18 protein-coding genes are annotated in these 14766 nt (G+C 65.0%); 8 read left to right on the top strand and 10 right to left on the bottom strand.

The genetic code is table 11. The features are described from left to right. Nucleotides 1-154, bottom strand: a 154-nt coding sequence (locus WCE05_RS23040) for a thiamine pyrophosphate-binding protein (protein WP_368816636.1), incomplete at its 3' end; no start/stop codon positions are given. Nucleotides 155-267: 113 nt separating this feature from the next. Between WCE05_RS23040 and WCE05_RS23035 the strand changes: the two genes are divergently transcribed. Then, on the top strand, nt 268-1173 hold the full coding sequence (locus tag WCE05_RS23035; protein WP_225790776.1) for a LysR family transcriptional regulator: 906 nt from the start codon (nt 268-270) through the stop codon (nt 1171-1173). A gap of 35 nt (nt 1174-1208) precedes the next feature. On the opposite strand, the gene WCE05_RS23030 is transcribed toward WCE05_RS23035, so the two are convergent. Further along, nucleotides 1209-1589, bottom strand: coding sequence for a cupin domain-containing protein (locus WCE05_RS23030; RefSeq protein WP_225790775.1), 381 nt, complete (start codon nt 1587-1589; stop codon nt 1209-1211). Nucleotides 1590-1691: 102 nt separating this feature from the next. On the opposite strand from WCE05_RS23030, the gene WCE05_RS23025 reads away from it, so the two are divergent. The 4 genes from WCE05_RS23025 to cfa all read left to right on the top strand — a co-directional run bounded on the left by WCE05_RS23025 (nt 1692) and on the right by cfa (nt 4977). After that, nucleotides 1692-2582 (top strand): LysR family transcriptional regulator, encoded by an 891-nt coding sequence (locus tag WCE05_RS23025; RefSeq protein ID WP_253080882.1) that lies wholly within the window; start codon nt 1692-1694, stop codon nt 2580-2582. Between the two features lie 36 nt (nt 2583-2618). After that, the gene (locus WCE05_RS23020) at nt 2619-3110 is read left to right on the top strand and encodes a GNAT family N-acetyltransferase (RefSeq protein WP_253080881.1); all 492 of its coding nucleotides are present in this window, start codon (nt 2619-2621) and stop codon (nt 3108-3110) included. 250 nt (nt 3111-3360) lie between these two features. Beyond that, nucleotides 3361-3786 carry a DUF892 family protein gene (locus WCE05_RS23015; RefSeq protein ID WP_225790772.1) on the top strand — a complete coding sequence of 142 codons (426 nt, stop codon included), beginning with the start codon at nt 3361-3363 and terminating at the stop codon, nt 3784-3786. A gap of 36 nt (nt 3787-3822) precedes the next feature. Further along, nucleotides 3823-4977 (top strand): cyclopropane fatty acyl phospholipid synthase, encoded by a 1155-nt coding sequence (gene cfa, locus WCE05_RS23010; protein WP_225790771.1) that lies wholly within the window; start codon nt 3823-3825, stop codon nt 4975-4977. Nucleotides 4978-5147: 170 nt separating this feature from the next. Here the strand turns inward: cfa and WCE05_RS23005 are convergent, their stop codons facing one another. Both WCE05_RS23005 and WCE05_RS23000 read right to left on the bottom strand, forming a co-directional pair. Then, nucleotides 5148-5342 carry a hypothetical protein gene (locus tag WCE05_RS23005; protein WP_225790770.1) on the bottom strand — a complete coding sequence of 65 codons (195 nt, stop codon included), beginning with the start codon at nt 5340-5342 and terminating at the stop codon, nt 5148-5150. Between the two features lie 437 nt (nt 5343-5779). Beyond that, nucleotides 5780-6679: a LysR family transcriptional regulator gene (locus tag WCE05_RS23000; RefSeq protein ID WP_253091566.1), complete on the bottom strand. Its 900-nt coding sequence runs from the start codon at nt 6677-6679 to the stop codon at nt 5780-5782. 99 nt (nt 6680-6778) lie between these two features. Between WCE05_RS23000 and WCE05_RS22995 the strand changes: the two genes are divergently transcribed. Continuing rightward, complete coding sequence (locus WCE05_RS22995) at nt 6779-7540, top strand: TSUP family transporter (RefSeq protein ID WP_225790768.1); 762 nt, start codon at nt 6779-6781, stop codon at nt 7538-7540. A gap of 1 nt (nt 7541) precedes the next feature. Here WCE05_RS22995 and WCE05_RS22990 read toward each other — a convergent pair whose 3' ends face one another. The 4 genes from WCE05_RS22990 to WCE05_RS22975 all read right to left on the bottom strand — a co-directional run bounded on the left by WCE05_RS22990 (nt 7542) and on the right by WCE05_RS22975 (nt 11786). Continuing rightward, on the bottom strand, nt 7542-8966 hold the full coding sequence (locus WCE05_RS22990) for a sensor domain-containing diguanylate cyclase (RefSeq protein WP_253168206.1): 1425 nt from the start codon (nt 8964-8966) through the stop codon (nt 7542-7544). Between the two features lie 142 nt (nt 8967-9108). Then, on the bottom strand, nt 9109-10938 hold the full coding sequence (locus tag WCE05_RS22985) for an SLC13 family permease (RefSeq protein WP_225790766.1): 1830 nt from the start codon (nt 10936-10938) through the stop codon (nt 9109-9111). Nucleotides 10939-11140: 202 nt separating this feature from the next. Next, on the bottom strand, nt 11141-11530 hold the full coding sequence (locus tag WCE05_RS22980; protein WP_225790765.1) for a glycine zipper domain-containing protein: 390 nt from the start codon (nt 11528-11530) through the stop codon (nt 11141-11143). Nucleotides 11531-11603: 73 nt separating this feature from the next. Then, nucleotides 11604-11786, bottom strand: coding sequence for a hypothetical protein (locus WCE05_RS22975; protein WP_225790764.1), 183 nt, complete (start codon nt 11784-11786; stop codon nt 11604-11606). Nucleotides 11787-12042: 256 nt separating this feature from the next. Between WCE05_RS22975 and WCE05_RS22970 the strand changes: the two genes are divergently transcribed. Further along, nucleotides 12043-13200, top strand: a complete 1158-nt coding sequence (locus tag WCE05_RS22970; protein ID WP_368816634.1) for a GGDEF domain-containing protein — start codon at nt 12043-12045, stop codon at nt 13198-13200. A gap of 1 nt (nt 13201) precedes the next feature. On the opposite strand, the gene WCE05_RS22965 is transcribed toward WCE05_RS22970, so the two are convergent. Next, nucleotides 13202-13486, bottom strand: coding sequence for an RcnB family protein (locus WCE05_RS22965; RefSeq protein WP_225790762.1), 285 nt, complete (start codon nt 13484-13486; stop codon nt 13202-13204). 117 nt (nt 13487-13603) lie between these two features. Here WCE05_RS22965 and WCE05_RS22960 point away from each other — a divergent pair, with 117 nt between their 5' ends. Next, entirely contained in the window at nt 13604-13954 is a 351-nt protein-coding gene (locus WCE05_RS22960; protein WP_225790761.1) for a hypothetical protein, read from the top strand. A 1-nt stretch (nt 13955) separates the two neighbouring features. Here the strand turns inward: WCE05_RS22960 and WCE05_RS22955 are convergent, their stop codons facing one another. Then, nucleotides 13956-14654: a YoaK family protein gene (locus tag WCE05_RS22955; protein ID WP_253080878.1), complete on the bottom strand. Its 699-nt coding sequence runs from the start codon at nt 14652-14654 to the stop codon at nt 13956-13958. Nucleotides 14655-14766: the final 112 nt, after the last annotated feature.

Below are 14766 nucleotides of genomic sequence, written 5' to 3'. Positions count from 1 at the left end.
CGACGTGACGAGCGAGGACGTGATCGATGCCACCGACTTTCTTCAGGGCCGAGTAAAGCGGGTTGATGGCAGCCCCCGGGATGCCGAACGCGGTATCTACACCTTCACGGCGCATGACCAGAACGGCGGCCTCGATCGCTTTCATGTTGGCCATATGTGTACTCCTTCGCACGGGTCGATAATTTTTGTAGTGGATGCCAGTCTGTATTAGGCTTCCGTGCGGTAGAACACCTGAAAATTGTTTTCTGTCGATATGAAAGGTATCGAATGGCCCGGTACACAGAACTGCACAGCTTCGTCCAGGTCGCCCAGAAGGGCAGCTTCGCGTCCGCCGCCCTGAGCGAGGGGGTGACCCCGGCGATCCTCGGCCGGCGCCTGGATGCGCTGGAGAAACGCCTGGGCGTGAAACTCATGCACCGTTCGACCCGCGGCTTGCGCCTGACCGAGCTGGGTGAGCAACTGCTGGAGCGGGCCAGGCTGCTGCTGCGCGACTTCGACGACATGGAAGCGGATATCAGCGGCTGCGGCTCGATGGTGAAGGGCAACCTGTTGGTCTCGGCGCCGGCTTCGTTCGGCAGGCTGCACGTCGCGCCCCATGCCCTGGGCTTTCACCAGCAGTTCCCCAACCTGAAACTCTCGTTCAACCTCACCGACAGCCTTGTCGACCTGGTCAGCGAGGGCTACGACATGAGCATCCGTATCGGCGGGGTGACCGACCCCAACTACGTGGCCGTCAAGCTGTTCGGTAATCGTCGGGTGGTCTGCGGCACACCGGAATACTTCGCCCGTCATGGCCGGCCGACCACCCTGGAGGAACTGGCCGAGCACAACTGCCTGGCCTTCACCCTCCAGGGCGGGCAGCAACGGGGCTGGGTGTTCCAGCGCGATGGCCGGCAGGTGGCGATGCGGGTCAGTGGCAACCTGGCCTGCAACGATGGCGAGCTGTTGTTCTCCTGGATGCGCCAGGGGCTTGGGATCGGCTGGCGCTCGACCTGGGAGATCCACAACGAGTTGATGAGCGGCGAGCTGGTCACCGTCCTGGATGACTTTGCCCTCGATGACTACGATATCCAGGCGGTGTTTCCCCAGCAGCGCTTCCTGCCGGCCAAGGTGCGCCATTTCATCGAGTACCTCAAGGCGGTGTACCAGAGCCCTGGGTATTGGGCCCAGTAGGCGGCGCGCCCGACCGTGCTATCGTCGGACGGCGGTCAACGCGGGTACAACTGCTCTTCTATCGAGACCGTGCGTGACGAACGTTCGCCACCGGTATGCAGTGTCGTGTCCGTTTCGATCAGCATGACCGCGCATTCCTCTTCGGCGATCGGCTTGTGCTGCACCTGTTTGGGGATCACGCAGAACTCCCCGGCGTTCAGGACAATGGTGCGATCCTCGAGTTGAATCCGGAGCGTGCCATAGATCACCGAGAACATCTCGTCCTCATGTTCATGGGCATGCCAGACGAACTCTCCCTTCAACTTGGCGATCTTGATGAATTGGTTGTTGACCCGGCCGATAACCCGCGGTTTCCAGTACTCGGTTATCGCTTCCAGCTCGCGTTGTGGATCGATGTTGGTCACAGTGTTGGTCATGTGCATGCTCCCGTTAGGCTGAGGCTTGAAATCTAAAGGGGAGCATGGCCTTTGCGTAGCGACGAATTATAATGCCCCCATTAACGTCGCTAATGACCAGACATGCCAAAAGTCCACCACATCGACCTTGCATTGCTTCGTGCCTTCGTGGAGGTGGCCGATACCGGCAGCATGAGCGTCGCCTCGGAGCGCCTGCATGTGACCCAGGGGGCTGTCAGCCAGCGAATCAAGCGGCTGGAAGCCTTCCTCGGCTGCCAGTTGCTGATGCGAGATGCCCAGGGCAGTCGCCTGACCGGGCAAGGGCAATCACTGTTGCCCGATGCCCGACGCCTGTTGCGGATGAACGACCGCCTCTGTGCCCGCATGGGTGACAGGGCGTCTGCCGATCCGGTGCGCCTGGGGCTGCCCTTCGACATGGCCGGCGCCCCGCTGGCGCCCTTGCTCAAGGCCTTCGGCGAGGCGTTTCCGTGGGCTGAGGTGAAGATCGTCAGCGCCTCGTCGCTGGATATCGTGCAGGCGTTCGCCAACGGTGAACTCGACCTGGCCCTGAGCCAAGGCCCGGTGAGTGTCGCATTGGGCGAGCGCCTGGCTGTGGATCAGTTGGTGTGGTTGGGCAACGAGGCGGTCTCGGCACGGCGGCCATTGCCCTTGTGCTTCCTGACGGCCAATTGTGCCTTTCGGGATACCGTCTCCCAGCGCCTGGACGAGGCGGGCACCGCGTGCAAGGTGGTGTTCGAGAATGCATCGGTGGATACCACGCTATCGATGGTCATCAATGACCTGGCGGTAACCCCTTGGTTGCGCAGCCTTGTGCCTGTCGAGGCGAAGGGCCTTGTCCTGGACGCCGGGTTGCCGGTGTTGCCTGATTTTGCGATTCGCTTGCAGGTGGAAAGCAATGCGAGCCCGGCTGTGTCAGGGCTTGCGCAGATCATCAGGGATCACTATCGGCAGGTGCTGCAGCGGCCTGCACGCATCCGCCACGCAAGCCACTAGAATATCGCATCCCTTGTCGTTTCACGGATACCGCTCATGAGTACCCCGACCTTCCGCCAGGCCACGTCCCGCGATGTGGACCGCTGCTACCAGATCGAGACCGCCGCCTACGAAGGCGACGAGGCCGCCACCCGCGAGAAGATCGCCACGCGCATCGCACAGTACCCCGAGGGGTTCCTGGTGCTCGAGCTCGACGGCGAGGTGATTGGCTTTATCAACAGCGGTTGTGCCGATGAGGTCGTGATGTCCGACGAAGCCTTCAAGGAATTGGTCGGCCATGACCCGCAGGGCGCCAATGTGGTGATCATGTCGGTGGTCGTCGACCCGGCGTTCCAGGGCCGTGGTTTTGCCGGGCAGATGATGACTCGCTTCGTCGCGCAGATGCGCCAGCGTGGCAAGGCGAGCATCCACCTGATGTGCAAGGCGCGGCACGTGGGGATGTACGAGAAAATGGGTTATCGCTATGTCCGGCCCTCGGCCTCCGACCATGGTGGCATGGCCTGGCATGAGATGGTCATGCCGCTCTAAGTCCTCGGTTGCTGTCGCAAACGTGGCCTTGATGCAAAAAAAATGCATCGATACCGCAATGATGGCCTCTTGCAAATAAGCCCAAGGCCATGGGGCGCTGGAGATAGGCGCTGGTTTCGGGTGTTTCGCCTTGGTTACATATATTCATTTTGTTGCACTCAAGCCCCATTTAATTTCAATTAATTTCAGCAAGCCAGCGCTCTAAGCTCCTCCTGTCGCCGCGCAGTCCAGCGGCTTCAGGAGTTTTCCCATGTCGCATGCTTGTGAAACACAGGACCCCGCCACACCCCCTTCCGATGATCTGGTCGACTGGCTGCGCCTGCTCATGCGCGCCGAGCGTGCCGGTGCCCGGCTGATGCTCGACAGCGCCCGGCAGACCGACGACCCCGTGCTGCTCCAGCGCCTGGAGCGCTTGCACGACGGCGAGGCGCAGAGCTGCCAGCGCCTGCGTCATTGCCTGGAGCGGCTCGGTGCCAAGCCCGGCGCTGGCGTGGGCGAGTTCTACGCCAAGGCCATGGCCATCCCCGACCTCCACGAGCGCCTGCAGTTCATCGCCCGCGGCCAGCGTTGGGTGGCGCGGCAACTGCAGGCGCGCCTGCCCCTGATCGAACAGGACTGGCTGCGCCAGGAGCTGGACGTGGTGCTGCGGCTGCACCAGGACACCCCCGACGTTTGAAGCGCGTCCGATCTCCAATACTGACAAGGACACACCATGCCTTCCGAGCTTTCCACCGACCTGCGCAGCGCTGCGCCGGCCAATCGCACCACCCGTTTCGCCCGTTCGTTGCTCGCCCAGGCCGGCCTCGGCCTGGAGGGCGAGCAGCCCTGGGACATGCAACTGCACGCCGCCGACGTGCCCCAGCGCGCCCTGGCCCAGGGCAACCTTGGCCTGGGCGAGGCCTACATGGACGGCGACTGGGATTGCGAACAGCTGGATGAGTTCTTCACCCGCTTGCTGCGCTCCGGGGTGGCCGACCAGGTCAGCCCGCTGGCGCTGATCTACCATGCCCTGCAGGCCCGCCTGCTCAATCGCCAGACGGCCCGGCGTGCCTGGACCGTGGGCGAGCGCCACTATGACTTGGGCAACGATTTCTACGCGGCCATGCTCGACCCACGCATGACCTATACCTGCGGCTATTGGAAGGAGGCCAGCGACCTGGCCCAGGCCCAGGAAGCCAAGCTCGACCTGATCTGCCGCAAGCTCGGCCTGCGCCCCGGCATGCGTGTGCTGGACATCGGCTGCGGCTGGGGCAGCTTCATGGGATTTGCCGCCGAACGCTATGGCGTCGAATGCGTTGGCGTGACCATCTCCCGCGAGCAGTGCCAATGGGCCGAGAAACGCTACAAAGGCCTGCCCCTGGAGTTTCGCCTGCAGGACTACCGTGAGCTGGACGAACGCTTCGACCGTATCGTCAGCATCGGCATGTTCGAGCATGTCGGGCGCAAGAACCATCGCACCTTCATGGAAGTCGCGGCGCGTTGCCTGGGGGATGATGGCCTGTTGCTGCTGCACACCATCGGCAAGAACCGTCGCCGCGACGTACCGGACCGCTGGATCGACAAGTACATCTTCCCCAATGGCGACCTGCCCTCGATCGGCCAGATCGGCGATGCCGCCGATGGCTTGCTGGTGGTCGAGGACCTGCACAACTTCGGTGCCGACTACGACCGCACGCTGATGGCCTGGCATGACAACTTCGAAGCCCACTGGCAATACTTCGCCAACGAGTTGGGGGAGCGTTTCCGGCGTATGTGGCGCTATTACCTGTTGTCGTGCGCCGGGGCGTTCCGCGCCCGGGATATCCAGCTGTGGCAGTGGGTGATGTCGCGGCGCGGCGTGGTCGGTGGGTATCAGCGGGTCAGTTGAGTGAGCAGGGGCCGCTTGGCGGCCCCTGCCTGACCCCCGCGAGAGGTGGCGACACTGCTGTACAAATTCTGTTCAATTTAACAGAGGCCGCCGCCGGCGTGACTTACAGCGTTTTATCCACAGACCTACCCACGTTTTTTGTGGACAGATTTCCCAACGCAAAGAATGACTTATCGCACGTCCAGCAGGGCCGCGTTGGCCTGCCTGACCAGTTCGATCCACTCGCTCGTGCTGATCACGCCGCGACGTTCCAGGTCTTCGGCCCAGCGCAAGGCCTGATCGTACTTATCCTCCTCTAGGATGCTTTCCCCGAGAAAACGGCTGCGCCACTCCAGCATTGCTGCAGTGCCTTTCTTGCATTCCATGTATCGATCGACTCCAAGGCAAATGGCCGGCCCCTGCATGAGAGGCCGCTCGACGGCGGCGCGAGGTTACACGAGTCATTTGCGCTTGAGAATTACTTGCAGATACCGCTTGTCCAGGTGTTGCAAGGGGGAGGGGGCATGCAGGAGGGGAAGGGCCAGGCCCGCCTGGCGGATTAGACGGGCCGCTGGGGTATATCAGCTTGGTGGGATGGTGCCCAATAGGCCGACCAGGATTGTCAGCAGCAGGAAACCACCCAGGAACAGTGCGAGCTTGCCCATCGGAACCTCTGTGTGTGATGACGGAACGGGGGATATTGTCGGGCCTGGGCTGATACGGTTACAGAGGCAGGTTCGATGGAAAAAAGCAGATCAGATGAACCTGCGGTATGGCTTGCATGGGGCCGCTTCGCAGCCCCAGTACTGACTACCCGACCGCCTCACGGCCGCGCTCGGCGCAACGCCTGCAGCAACTCCCGGACCCGCGTCGGCATCTCACCGGCCGGGTACAGCGCATGCATCTGCGGATCCTGCCCGCTGCTGGAGGTCAGGCGGTACTCGGGGCAGACGCGCACCAGGCGGCCGGCACGGACCTCAGGTTCGCCGACCCAGTCGGCCAGGCGGGCGATACCAGCGCCGGCCAGCGCGCTCTGCAGCACGGCGCTGCCGGCGCTCAGGCGCAGCCGTGGATGCGGCCGCAGGCTGGTGATCTGGTCGTCACGGCAGAAGTGCCAGGCCTTGAGGATGCGCGGCGCGGTGTGCAGGATCAGCGCGTGCCCAGCCAGCGCTTCCGGCTCTTGGGGCGTGCCTTCGTGGGCCAGGTAGCCGGGGCTTGCGTACAGGTGGCGTCGGTAGCTCCACAGCGGGTAGCCGATCAGTTCGCTGGACTGGGGAAAAGCGCCGCGCACGACGAAGTCGAACTTGCCTTGCAGCGGGTCGAGGGGCTGGTCGCTGAACTGCACGTCCAGGGTCACCTGGGGATGGCGCCGAGAGAACTCGGCGAGCACCGCCGGCACCACCTGCTGGCCGAGCAGTTCCGGCGCGGCGAAGCGGATCCAGCCTTGCGCCGTGCCACGGAGCGCCGCCAGTTCGTCGGCGGCATCGCGTTGCACATCCAGCAAGCGCTCGGCATGGGGCAGCAGGCGCTCGCCGGCTTCGGTCAGGGTCACGGCGCTGGCGTTGCGGTTGAGCAGCTTGGCGCCAGCGTTGTCCTCCAGAGCTTGTACCGCACGGGTCACGGCGCTGGGCGAGCGGCCCAGGGCACGGGCTGCGGCGACGAAGCTGCGTTTGTGCGCGACACTGACGAAGGCTTGGATCTCTCGCAACATGTCCAATGCCATGGACGACTCCTGATTGCAGTTTTTGCAACGTGGCATTTCAACACAAGCGCGACGCTTTGATTAGCCTTGGCCGGGTTTTTACTGCCTGGAACCGCGCCCATGATGGATATCGTCCTGCTTTCGTTGTTCGCCTTCGCCGCCGGCCTGATCGACGCTGCCGTGGGAGGCGGCGGGCTGATCCAGATCCCGGCGTTGTTCAACGTGCTGCCCAACGCTCAACCAGCGGCTCTGCTGGGCAGCAACAAGCTGGCTTCGGTGTGCGGCACCAGCTTTGCCGCGCGCTCGTTCATCCGCAAGGTGCAGCTGGACTGGGGGCTGATCGTGCCGGCGATGCTCAGCGCCTTCGTCATGTCGTTCGTTGGCGCGGCCACGGTCTCCCTGGTGCCGCCGAGCGTGATGCGCCCGGCGGTGCTGGTGCTGATCGTGCTCATGGCCCTCTACACCTTCTGCAAGAAGGATTTTGGCACCCTGCACACACCGGCCCGCATCGGCCGCAAGGAGCAGTGCCTGGCGGTGCTGATCGGCGGCGCGATCGGCTTCTACGACGGCCTGTTCGGGCCGGGCACCGGCAGCTTCCTGATCTTCCTGTTCATCCGCTTCTTCGCCCTGGACTTCCTGCATGCTTCGGCCTCGGCCAAGCTGGTCAACATCGCCACCAACCTGGCGGCGCTGGTGTTCTTCATCCCGTCTGGCAACGTGCTCTGGGCCATCGCCCTGCCCATGGCGGCGTTCAATATCCTCGGCGCGCTGACCGGGACCTGGCTGGCAGTGCGCAAGGGTGCGGGGTTCGTGCGTGGATTGTTCCTGGTGCTGCTGTGCGTGCTGATCGCCAAGCTGTCGTGGGACCTGCTGGCAGGATGAATCAGACCACCTGACGCTGTGCCTCGGCCTGCTCGACCCGGTTGCGGCCATGGGCCTTGGCCCGGTACAGCGCCTGGTCGGCGTGGGCCAGCAACTCGTCCAGGCTGGGCGCGGGTTGGCCCTCGGCGCAGCCGGCCAGGCCGATGCTGACGGTGATCTGCAGGCGCTGGTCGGCCAGTTGCACGTGCAGGTCCTGCACGGCGCGGCGCAGGCGCTCGGCGGTGAACTTGGCCTGCTCCGGCGCCAGCCCTGGGAGAATGACCACGAACTCCTCGCCGCCCAAGCGGGCGAACAGCTCACCCTCATGCAACTGGTCTTGCAGGGTGCGGGCGAACTGGCGCAGCACCTGGTCACCCACGGCATGGCCGTGGCGGTCGTTGATGCCCTTGAAGTGGTCGATGTCGAGCATCATCAGGGTCAGCGGCAAGGCCGGCACGTGCTGCTGGCGGTTGTCGAGCAGGGTGCTGGCGCGGCGGGTGAAGGCGCTGCGGGTCAGGGTGCCGGTCAGGTGGTCGACCGTGGCCTGGTGCGCCAGGCGCGCCAGCAGGCTGCGGTTGGCATTGCTGACACAGGCCACCACCAATGGCCCGAGCACCAGCATGGCGATGCCCAGGCGCGCCGACACCAGGGTGGTGACGCCGGATTCGCTCTGCGGCACGCTGAAGTGCATGAGGTTGTGGGCTACGGCGACGATCAGGGTGCTGCCGGCGGTCAGCGCCAGCAACGAGACCAGGAACGGCGAGTAGGTCCAGGCGCACCACAACAGCGCGGCGATGGGGAAGGCGATGGCACCGGGCCCACCGAAGGCGATGCTCAGGGCCAGCGAGGCCAGCAGCACCAGCAGCGGGGCGAGGCGGATCGCCTGGCCGCCACCGCGTACGAGGGCGCGCAGCGAGGGGGCGGTGAGCAGCACCGGCAGGACCAGCACGTTGGTGGAGAACTGTTCGCTGAACCACGCAAGCCAGGTAGCGCGCAGCGACTGCTCGAACCATGGGGCGGCCATCATGCAGGCCAGGCTGGCGGCCACCGCGGCCCCGGCGGCGCAGGCGCCGAACACGCAGAGTACACCCTGGGGCGTGCGCAGGCGCCGGTGCGGGCGTGGCAGACGCGACAATAGTTGCCAGAGGGTGACGATCACGCCCAGGTTGCACAGGTTGAACCACAGCGCGGGCGGCCAGGCGCTGCCACAGGCCAGGTCGGCGGCGACCATGGCCATCCAGACCAGGCCGAACCCTGGCAGGGTGGCCTGCCGTGGGTAACGCAGCAGGACACCCGCCAGCACCGCATTGACCGGCCAGAACAGCGACAGCGATTCGATCGGGCGGGCGAGGATGCCGCCCAGGGTCAGGGCAAAGGTCAGGCCGAACAGGACGAAGGGGGGCAGCAGGCGCGACTGGACTGGAAACACCATGGGCTCGACCGGCAAGCGGAGACGGAATCCAGGACAACGGCTGAAGGCACCTGGGTCAATAGGCGCCAGTGTGTTTCGAGAGGGTAGTTGATGTCAATTGGATATTATCGTGTCGCGAACAGCGGGGATAATGCCATTTTGCCACTTTCTTGCGCCCCTAGAGTCCATAGAACCACGGCACCATCAGCACGGTCACCAGCATCACCAGCAAGGTGAACGGCACCCCGACCTTGACGAAGTCGGCGAAGCGGTACTGGCCAGGGCCCAGCACCAAGGTGTTGACCGGTGAGGACACCGGTGTCATGAAGGCCGCCGAGGCCGCCAGGGCCACCGTCATGGCGAACGGGTAGGGCGACATGCCCAGCTGTTGCGCGGTGCTGATCGCCACCGGGGCCATCAGCACCGCGGTGGCGGTGTTGGAGATGAACAGGCCGATCAGCGCGGTGACGGCGAACAGGCAGGCGAGGATGGCGCTGGGGCCGGCATTGCCGAGCAGGCCGACCAGGCCGCTGACCGCAAGGTCGATGCCGCCGGTCTTCTGCAGGGCCAGGGCGAAGGGCAGCATGCCAACGATCAGCACCAGGCTCTGCCAGTGGATGGCGCGGTAGGCGCTGTCCATGTCGATGCAGCGGCCGGCACCCATCAACAGGCAGCCGATCAGCGCGGCGACGACATTGGGCACGGCGCCACTGACCATCAGGCCGACCATCACCGCCAGGCTCACCAGCGCAAAGGGCGCACGGGTGCGAGCCGGGGCTACCTGGTCGATTTCCGCTGGCAGGCTCAGCACCAGGAAGTCTTTCGGCTGGCTCTGCAGCTGGCGTACCGCCTTCCATGGGCCGACCACCAGCAAGGTATCGCCCAGGCGCAGCTTTTCTTCCACCAATTGCTCCTCGATGGCGGTCTGTTCCCGGCGCAGGCCCACCACGTTGAGGCCGAAGCGGCTGCGAAAGGCCAGCTCCAGGAGGGATTTGCCGATCAGTTGCGAGCCAGGCGGCAGCGAGACTTCGGCCATGCCCAGCTCCTGGGACTGGTCGATGAAATAGGCGGCCTTGAAGTGCAGGGGCTCCAGTTGCATGGTCTGGCACAGGCTGCGCAGGTCGTCGCGGTTGGCGAACAGGTCGAGCAGCAGCACATCGCCCTGGTGCAGCACGGTGCCGGAGTCGACGCTGATCACCCGGGTGGTGAACTTGTGCTGGCGCTCGATGCCGATCACGTTAGCGCCATGCCGGGTGCGCAGTTCCAGTTCGCCGAGGGTGTGGCCGATCAGCGGCGAACGGGGGCGGATGCGCAAGCGCCGTTCGCGGCCGTTGAGCTTGTAGTCCAGCACCAGGTCGAGCAGGGTGCGGCGGGTTTCCAGACGGCCGTCCTTGCGTACCTCGCCCTTGAGCCAATGGCGGGTGAGCAGCATGTAGCCGATCCCCAAAACCAGCACCACCAGGCCGAAAGGGGTGAAGCTGAAGAAGCTGAAGCCCTGTTCGCCATGGCGCACCAGTTCGCTGTGCACCACCACGTTGGGTGGCGTGGCCACCAGGCTGAGCATGCCGCTGATCAGGCCGGCGAAGCTCAGCGGCATCATCAGCCGGCTCGGTGAAAGTTGCAGGCGCGCGGCGATGCTCAGCACCACCGGGATGAAGATCGCCACCACGCCAGTGGAACTCATCACCGAGCCCAGGCCGGCAACCGCGACCATCAGCAGCACCAGCAGGCGTGCCTCGCTGTTGCCGGCGCGCTCGCTCATCCACTCGCCGATGCGGTAGGCGATGCCGGTACGCACCAGGCCCTCGCCGATCACGAACAGTGCGGCGATCAGGATCACGTTAGGGTCGCTGAACCCGGCCAGAGCTTGTTCGACGGTGAGAATGCCCGAGAGTGGCAGGGCCAGGATCACCAGCAGGGCGACCACATCCATGCGTGGACGATTGACGACGAACAGGGTGACGACGATGACCAGCAGGCCAAGGACCCAGAGCAGCTCATGGTTCATGGGGAGGGGGTGTTCCTTCACTCGAGGCACGGAAGACGATTGTGCCCAGTGTGGCAGCTTGCGGTGAAGGAGGTGTTGATGTGTTGCAGGTTTTTGCTGCCAAGGTTTCCATGGGCAAGCCCGCTTCCAAAGGCCCCGCGCCTATTTCAAGAGCTGCGCAGGGCCTGTGGGAGCGGGCTTGCCCGCGAGGGGAGTACCCCGGTCAGTGGCGATGACGACGTTTGTGCTTGCGGCCGTTGTCATCGCCCAGGTGGTTGCCGATGGCGCCACCAGCCGCACCGCCCAGGCCCGCACCGACGGTGGAGCCGGTCGAGCCGCCGAGCTTGCCGCCTATCACGGAGCCGCCGGCCGAGCCCAGGCCGCCGCCGATCGCCGCTTCGGTACGGTTGCCCTTGCGCGCGCCGACCGCGCTGCCAGCGGCACCGCCAAGGCCGGCACCGATGGCCGCGCCAGTACTGCCGCCGATCTGTTGACCAACGACGTTGCCCAGGGCGCCCCCCAGGCCGCCGCCGATGGCTGCGGTGCCGTCACCGGCGAAAGCGCCCTGGCACAGCAGCAGGCCGAGGGCGAGGGAAGGCAGAGTCAGACGCATGATATGAACCTCGAAGGAATCATCAGGATAAGGATGTCGCGGCACGGGTGGCCATCAGGATGGCAAGGACGCTTCAGCGGTAATGACGGTCACGGTAGTTACGGCGATCATCATCACGGTCGTGACGCTGATGATGGCGGTGCCCACGGTCACGATCTCGATCACGCCAGCCATCCTTGTCGTGGTAGTGGTGGCTGTGGCAGCCGCCGACCAGGAGCACGGCAGCAATCAGGGAAAGGCTTGCAAGGCGAGTCATCACGATATAGGTCCTTGATCCGCAAAGGTTTACGGGACACCTCATGAGACAGGGAACGATCAATTTGGTTTCTCTGCCACGCAAGATTTTGTCGCGCGAGCGATGAATGGGCGTGCCTGGCGGCTGCTGTTCTGTCCCGTTGGGCCATGGCTTGGGCGTGCGGCGCACTCTAGACTTCAGCCATTGCCGCCCCCGCAGGCGCGGTATAGCGCCAGGCCGCAACCAAGACGGCCCATCTGCCACACGGTGAATCACGATGATCGCCCATACCCCCACGCTGTTCGCTGCCGTTGCCCTGGTTGCGACGATCCTGGCCTTTTGCCTGTTGCTGGTCGGCCAGCTCAACCGCCGCGACAACCTGTTGCTGACCGGGTACGGGCTGCTCGCCCATGCCCTGGCCTATGTTTGCTACACCCTGTATGGCCATGCGCCGCTGTGGATCAGCTATGGCCTGGGCAACAGCCTGCTGTCGCTGGCCCTGGCCTTCTATTCGGCCAGCCTGTTCCGGGTGCGCGAGCAACGGGTGCCGTGGCGGTCCATCTTCGTCATCCCGTTCTTCATGCTGGCGGGCCTGATGCTGCTGCTCGATACCCTGGAGCCGCGCATGCTACTGGCCAGCCTGGTGCTGATGCTGCAGTGTTCGCTGATCTTGTGCTGGGCGCGGCGTCGGGCCGAACATCAGGGGCGGGCGCACCTGTTGTTGATGATCGGCGCGCTGATCAGCCTGGTGGGCTTGGGAATGCGGGTGCTGGCGGTGGTCTTTGGCGAAGCGGCCGAGATGCGCTATGACACCAGCAATCTCAAGCAGACCATTTCCGTCAGCATCGGTACGGTCACGGTGATGATGTACGCCATCGGCCTGGTGCTGATGGCCAAGGAGCGGAGCGAGTCGCGCCTGCAGCACCTGGCCCTGCGCGATGTGCTGACCGGCACCTACAATCGCCGGGCGATCCTTGAGCGTTTCGCCGTGGAGCTGGAGCGGGCCCGGGACGAGCAGAGCGAGCTGGCGGTGGCGATGATCGACATCGACCATTTCAAGCGCATCAACGACCTGCATGGCCACCTGGCCGGAGACGAAGTGCTCTGCCATTGCGTGCGCCAGTTGCAGCAGCGCCTGCGCCAGGGCGACAGTCTTGGGCGCTATGGCGGTGAAGAGTTCCTGCTGCTGTTGCCGCGCACCGATCGCGAAGGTGCGTTGGGCGCCCTGCAGGGCCTGCGCGAGGCCATTGCCCGAAGCCCCGCGCGCTTTGCCGGGGGCGATATCGAACTGCGTTTCAGTGTCGGGCTGTGGTGTGGCGTGCCGGGGCCGCACCACAGCATCGCCAGCCTGATCGCCCAGGCCGATGCGGCGCTGTACCAGGCCAAGGCCGGTGGGCGCGATGCCGTGCGCATGGCGGCCCTGCTAGGGGGCTAGGTCAGTGGATGGCCAGGATCACCCCATTGGTGATCTGCACCAGCACGTAACGCTCGCCCAGGCGTACCCAGTGGCTTTCCTTTTCAGGCGCGGGCAGGCCCTTGGCGCGCCAGTCGCGTATGGCCTGGTCGTCGCGCTTGTACTGGTCCGGCGCCTTGTCGCCGACCTTCAGTTCCCGCTGGCTTTGCGGGGCGGTGACGCTGTCCTCGCCCGCCGTCGCCGCCAGGGGCAGGCAGGGCAGGGTAGCAGCGAGCAACAGGGCCGACAGCGATGGGCGCAGCTTCATGGGGTGTCTCCTCCGTGGCGATACATGCCTTATCTGCGACAGCGGTGCACGCAGGACAATTCACTCGCCGTGGCGCCAGTGCTAGAGTCGCCTTCTTTTTTGCCCCGAGGATGGAACATGCGAGCAATTCTGCCGATGGCCGCAGCGCTGGTGCTGGTCGGTTGTGCTTCCGCAACCATGGATGCGGCGCGTGGCGGTGCACCCACCGCCCAGCTCGATTCGAACAAGACGGCGGACATCGTTGCCCAGTGCATCCAGTTCAGCTGGCAGGAGGAGGCGGTGTTCGGTGTCGACGCCAGCGGTTACCTGGAGCGGCGCAAGCAGGGCGGGTTCACCGTCTATACCCGCGAGGCCGAGTCGTTCGCCGACATCTACCCGCAGGCTGGCGGCACGCGGGTCGACTACTACGCGCAGAAGCAGGATTCCACGGCCTTGCGCCGCCGCGCGGCCGCCGCGACCTGCCTGTGATTCAGCGAGGCATGTAGCGCAGCTGCCAGCGCCGCGGGATCTTCAGCGATACCAGGCCCAAAAGGGCTGTGAGCAGGGCGCTGGCCAACAGGGCGGAGCGGCCGAACTGCTGCTCCAGCAGCACGCCACCGATGGCACCCAGGAACATGCCGCACCAGGGCACCAGCTGTACCCGCCAGCCCATCCGGCGCTGGCCCAGCAGGGTGCGGCCCAGGCCACGGCCGAAGCGCGACAGGGCGCCGGTGACGTAGGTCAGGCCGATCGGCAGGCCGTTCACTTCCTCGACCACCGCGTTGATCATGCCCATGGCCGTGACCGCTGCCAGCAGCGCCGGCAGTTGCAGGGGGGCCGGCAGCAGGCCGGCCACCGCCAGCAGGGCGGCGATCAGGGTCAGCAGGGGCCATGGCCGGCGCCCGGTCTTCACCGCGATGATCACGCCCAGGGCGTTGCCAGCGACAAAGGCGCCGATCACCAGCGCCAGGCGTATGACCGGCCCCAGCTCGGCGTTGCCCAGCGAGACCGCCAGGCGGGTGGTGTTGCCGCTCATGAACGAAACGAAATCGCCGGTGGCCATGAAACCAATGGCGTCGGTCATGCCGGCCAGGACCGACAGGCAGGCGACGAAATACAAGCCGACCGTGCCACGGCGCTGCACGCGCTTCTGGCACTGGCCGTTGACCGACACGCTCCCCGGTAGCATCGTTTTTCCTCCGTCTCAGCCCAGGCGGCGATATGGGCCATTAGCCGCTCGTACTTCCCGCGTTCGACGGTGATGCCCGTGAATACGCTGAAAGCGGGAGTATACCCGAGCG

The organism is Pseudomonas sp. I2, assembly GCF_040984075.1.
Lineage (GTDB): Bacteria > Pseudomonadota > Gammaproteobacteria > Pseudomonadales > Pseudomonadaceae > Aquipseudomonas > Aquipseudomonas guariconensis_B.
The sequence above is the reverse complement of the archived record's forward strand: the minus strand, read 5'-3'. Positions and strand labels throughout refer to the sequence as shown.